Below are 4671 nucleotides of genomic sequence, written 5' to 3' on the forward strand. Positions count from 1 at the left end.
CATGCGGTCGCCGATCATCCCGGTGTTCTCGGAGTGCGCCCCGATGCGGTTGAGCGCCGAGCGGAACATCATCGGGTTGGGCTTGCCGACGACGTAGGGCTCCTTGCCGGTGGCCTTCGTGATGAGCGCGGCGAACGCGCCCGTGGCGGGGACGACGCCGCCGGGTGCGGGGCCTGTCGCGTCGGGGTTCGTCACGATGAACCGCGCGCCCGCGTTGATGAAGCGGATGGCCTTCGTGATCGCCTCGAACGAGTACTGGCGGGTCTCGCCGACGACGACGTAGTCGGGCTGCGACTCGGTCATGATGAAGCCCGCCTCGTGCAGGGCGGTCGTGAGACCTGCCTCGCCGATGACGAACGCCGTTCCGCCCGGCAGCTGCGAGTGCAAGAAGTCGGCCGTCGCGAGGGCGGAGGTCCAGATGCGCTCCTCCGGAACGTCGAGACCCGAGCGCGCGAGTCGCGCACTGAGATCGCGCGGGGTGAAGATCGGGTTGTTCGTCAGCACGAGGAACGGCGTTGCCGTATCGCGCCAGTGCGCCAGCAGTTCGGAAGCTCCCGGAACCGGCCGGTTCTCGTGCACCAGCACGCCGTCCATGTCCGTCAGCCAGCACTCGATCTCGTCGCGGCGCGCCATGGCCCCCAGCCTACGGTCGCGGTGGCGACGTGAGTGCACCGGCGACGGCGTAGGGTCTGAGTGTGACCCGACCCGACCCCGCGACCGCGTGGGATCCGGAGCGTCTTCCCGACCTGTCCGGCCGCGTCTACCTCATCACCGGGGCGAACGCCGGGATCGGCTATTTCGCGAGCGAGCAGCTCTCCCGCGCGGGGGCCCATGTGGTCATGAGCGGCCGCAGCCCCAATCGGCTCGCGGCGGCCCGTGCCGCCATCAATCGCCGCGTCGACGGCGCCTCCGTCGAGACGCTGCTGCTCGACACCAGCAACCTCGGATCGGTGCGCGCCGCGGCCGCGTCGATGGGTGCGCGCTCGCGGATCGACGGGGTGATGCTCAACGCGGGCATCGTGCACCCGCCCAAGGTGCGCACCCTCACCGCGGACGGCGGGCGCGAACTCGTGCTCGCCACGAACGTGCTCGGCCACTTCGTGCTCGGTGCGGAGCTGCTGACGTCGGTCGCGCGACGTCGGGGACGACTCGTCTGGCTGGGCAGCATGGCCACGCGCCTCGGCTCGTACGACCCCGTCGATCTCGAACTCGAGCAGGGATACACCGGCTGGCGCGCGTACGCGCAGTCGAAGGTGGCCTGCCAGGCGCTCGGATTCGAGGCCGATCGGCGCCTGCGCGAACGCGGCGTCCCCGTCGCGAGCGTCGTGGTGCATCCGGGGTATTCGGTGAGCGGGCGAACGCCCGGCATCCACGGCGTCAACACCCCGTCGCGGCTCGCGCGATTCACCGACAACCTGCAGTCCCCCATCGCGCAGAGCAAGGAGCGCGGGGCTTGGGCGCCCGTGCGGGCGCTCGTCGACCCCGAGATCCAGGGCGGCGAGTACTGGGGCCCCGCGTCGATCGGGCGCGGCGCGCCCCGCAGGCAGCGGCCGTCGAAGACCTCGGTCGACCGTGAGGTCGGGGCGCGCGTGTGGGCGGACTGCGAGCGCCTCACCGGCAGCGCGTGGCCGTTCGAGAAAGTCGTTCGTGCGCTCCGCCGGGGCAAGGCGTGATCTCCCGGGAACTGGCCGCGGCGCTCAAGGCCGAGGGGCTCGTCTGGCACCCGGCATCCGGCGATCGCTTCACGCTCGATCTGCCGGGTCAGAACGAGATCGAAGACGACGTCTTCACCGTCAGCGAGATGACGATCGAGCCGTACAAGTACCCGACGGGCACGATTCTGGGGTTCAACGGAACGACCGAGTGGGCGCTCGACTCGGTCGGTATCGAGCAGACGATCTGGCTGCCCCGCGAAGACCAGCTGCGCGAGCTGCTGCGCGGATCGTTCCGCTCGCTGACCCGCGTCGGCGACGCGTTCGTCGTCGAGATCGCGTGGAGCGAACGGATGCTGTCGCCCGGCGATCCGCTGACGCAGACCTTCGAGCACCCCGAGCCCGCCGAGGCCTACGGCCTCGCCGTGCGGGAGCTCATCCGCCGCTCGCGCTGACGCGTCGCTCGCGCTGACGCGTCGGCCGCTCGCGGCTCAGGCCGTGAGCCACACCGCGTCGCCCGCGGCGGCGGGCAGCTCGACGGACCTCCCATCGAGCACGACCCTCGCGCCGGCTTCCACGCGGACGGTGCGCCCGACCGCGAGCCCGAGCTCGTCGAGCACCCGCAGCAGCACCGGGTCGCGGTCGCTGACCCGCAGCACCCGGCCCTCGTGCGCGGCCGGCGCGGCCCCGAGCAGCACGAACGCCTCGCGATCGATGTGGCCACCGGCATCCGGAATCGCGTCGCCGTGCGGATCGAACCTCGGATGCCCCAGCCGCTCGTCGATCTTGCCGAGCAGCCGGTCGCTGATCGTGTGCTCGAGCACCTCGGCCTCGTCGTGCACCTCGTCCCACCCATAGCCGAACTCGCTCACGAGCCACGTCTCGATGAGCCGGTGCCGGCGCACCATTGCGAGGGCGCGGGCCTCGCCCGCGGCGGTGAGGCGCACGGCGCCGTAGGGCACGTGCGACACGAGGCCCGACGCGGCGAGCTTCTTCACCATCTCGGTGACCGACGACGGGGCGACGCCCAGCTTCGCGGCCAGCACCGACGGAGTGATCGCCTCGTCCTGCCACTCGGTGTGCGAGTAGACGGTCTTGAGGTAGTCGTCGGCTGCGGGTGAGGCCACCAGTCCAGGGTAGGTCAGGCTCCCGAGATCACCAGCCAGAGCAGCACCCCGTTGAGCGCGATCAGGAAGATGGATGCCGCGATGCCCGCGATCGTCGTCGCCGGGCGGTTGCGGAACACCCCGAGCGTGCGCTCCTGCGCCGTCAGCGTCACGAGCGGGATGAGCGCGAACGGGATGCCGAACGACAGCACCACCTGGCTCAGCACGAGCGCGAGGGTCGGGTCGAATCCGATCCCGAGGATCAGCAGCGCCGGGATCAGCGTCACGAGTCGCCGGGCGAGCAGCGGCACGCGGACGTGCAGCAGGCCGTGCATGATCTCGGCCCCCGCATAGGCGCCCACGGACGTCGAGGCGAGTCCCGAGGCCAGCAGACCGACGGCGAACAGCGTCGCGACGAGCGGGCCGAGCGTCGCGCCGAGCGCCTCGTACGCGCCCTCGAGGCTGTCGGTGCCGGGCACTCCGGCGAGGTTCGCGGCCGCCAGCAGCAGGATGCAGAGGTTGACCGTGCCCGCGATGACCATCGCGATCGAGACATCCCACCTCGTCGCCCGCAGGAGCCGAGCGGTGGTGACTCCGCGGGCGCCCTCGAGCTCGACGCTGGTGCGCGCGACCGGCTCGACGATGGCGGGCCGCTCGGCCGCGCCGCCGCGTCTGCGGGCCAAGAACGCGGGAAGCGACACGCGAGCGGGGCGGGCGGCCCACGCGTGCGTTCCGGCGGGCGCGAAGCGGTCGCGCGCGAGCGCGCTGTGCGCGTAGATGGCGTGCGGCATGATCGTGGCGCCGAGAATGGATGCCGCGAGCAGCACCGAGCCGGTGTCTTCGAAGCGCGGCACCAGGCCCCCGACGATGCCGGCCGGGTCGGGCGGTCCGAAGAACACGCCGACCGTGAAGCCGATCGCGATGATGACCATGAGCCCGATCACCACGAACTCGAATGTGCGCGGCCCGCGGCGTGACTGCAGCACGAGCAGGCCCATCGAGACGGTGCCCGTGATCACGCCGCCCCAGACCAGGGGGACGTTGAACAGCAGGTTCAGGGCGACCGCGCCGCCGATGACCTCGGCGATGTCGGTCGCCATGGCCACGAGCTCGGCCTGCAGCCAGTAGGCGCGGCGGGCCCACGGGTTGCGGATGCGGCGGCCGAGCACCTCCGGGAGGCTCTCACCCGTGACCACGCCGAGCTTCGCCGAGAGGTACTGGATGAGCCACGCCATGACGTTGCCGAGCACGACGATCCACACGAGCAGGTAGCCGTAGATCGCCCCGGCCGTCATGTTGCTCGCGACATTGCCCGGATCGAGGTAGGCGACCCCGGCGACGAGGGCGGGTCCGATCAGCCACGCAAGGCGAGGCACGCTGACCGGAGACGCGGTGATGGCCGCCGCGTCGGTGGGGCGGGCGTTCGTGGGGTCGGTGGGATGGCCGGCCGTCGCGTGGGCGGGAGCAGCGTCCGCCGGGCGCGCGTCGGCGGGATCCGTCGCGCTCACGGTCTGCTCGGGAAGGGCTCCGGGCCCCTTTGCCTGGTACATACCCACACTCTAGGGCATTTTTAGGCACACCGAAATATCTGTCCGGCGTACCGGATTCAGGCCGGCTGGGGCTAAGGGGGCGCAGCAACCGGTTTCCCGGGGCGCGGGGGCCGAGTCAGCCTGAATCCGGTACGCGCGGTGGTCGGTAGCCTTGCCCAGTGACCGATCCTGAAGCCGTGCCCGCGGCGCCCGAGCCCGCACGGCAGGCGTCCGAGCCCGCGACCCAGGCGCCCGAGACTCCGGAGCACACAACGCATGGCGTCGGCCCGTGGCCCGGCGGCCCCGGGGCCTGGCCCGAAGACGCCGCGCTCGACCCGGAGCTGCTGGCCCAGGGCGACACCCGCAACGTGATCGACCGCTACC

General features: G+C 71.6%; 5 protein-coding genes and 1 pseudogene. 3 read left to right on the forward strand and 3 right to left on the reverse strand.

From position 1 onward, the window contains the following. The coding region (locus tag VNT50_RS05730) for an HAD-IIA family hydrolase (protein ID WP_325484141.1) at nucleotides 1-633 on the reverse strand (633 nt) is incomplete at its 3' end. A gap of 62 nt (nucleotides 634-695) precedes the next feature. Here VNT50_RS05730 and VNT50_RS05735 point away from each other — a divergent pair. Together VNT50_RS05735 and VNT50_RS05740 are read left to right on the forward strand one after the other, a co-directional pair. Further along, entirely contained in the window at nucleotides 696-1673 is a 978-nt protein-coding gene (locus tag VNT50_RS05735) for an SDR family NAD(P)-dependent oxidoreductase (protein WP_325484142.1), read from the forward strand. Next, on the forward strand, nucleotides 1670-2107 hold the full coding sequence (locus tag VNT50_RS05740; RefSeq protein ID WP_325484143.1) for a pilus assembly protein CpaE: 438 nt from the start codon (nucleotides 1670-1672) through the stop codon (nucleotides 2105-2107). Before VNT50_RS05735 ends, VNT50_RS05740 begins: the two co-directional genes overlap by 4 nt. Nucleotides 2108-2143: 36 nt before the next feature. Here the strand turns inward: VNT50_RS05740 and VNT50_RS05745 are convergent, their stop codons facing one another. Next, nucleotides 2144-2779, reverse strand: a complete 636-nt coding sequence (locus VNT50_RS05745; RefSeq protein ID WP_325484144.1) for a metal-dependent transcriptional regulator — start codon at nucleotides 2777-2779, stop codon at nucleotides 2144-2146. Nucleotides 2780-2793: 14 nt separating this feature from the next. Then, nucleotides 2794-4308 (reverse strand): Nramp family divalent metal transporter, encoded by a 1515-nt coding sequence (locus VNT50_RS05750; RefSeq protein WP_325484145.1) that lies wholly within the window; start codon nucleotides 4306-4308, stop codon nucleotides 2794-2796. A gap of 158 nt (nucleotides 4309-4466) precedes the next feature. Between VNT50_RS05750 and VNT50_RS05755 the strand changes: the two are divergent. Further along, nucleotides 4467-4671 (forward strand): annotated as a pseudogene (locus VNT50_RS05755) (TrmH family RNA methyltransferase); the annotation flags it as partial.

It is taken from the genome of Microbacterium sp., assembly GCF_035554235.1.
Lineage (GTDB): Bacteria > Actinomycetota > Actinomycetes > Actinomycetales > Microbacteriaceae > Microbacterium.

What these genes read in the sequence shown, in the direction of transcription:
- VNT50_RS05750 (WP_325484145.1), bottom strand. Translation starts at nt 4,308, where the DNA reads ATGTACCAGGCAAAGGGGCCCGGAGCCCTTCCCGAGCAGACCGTGAGC.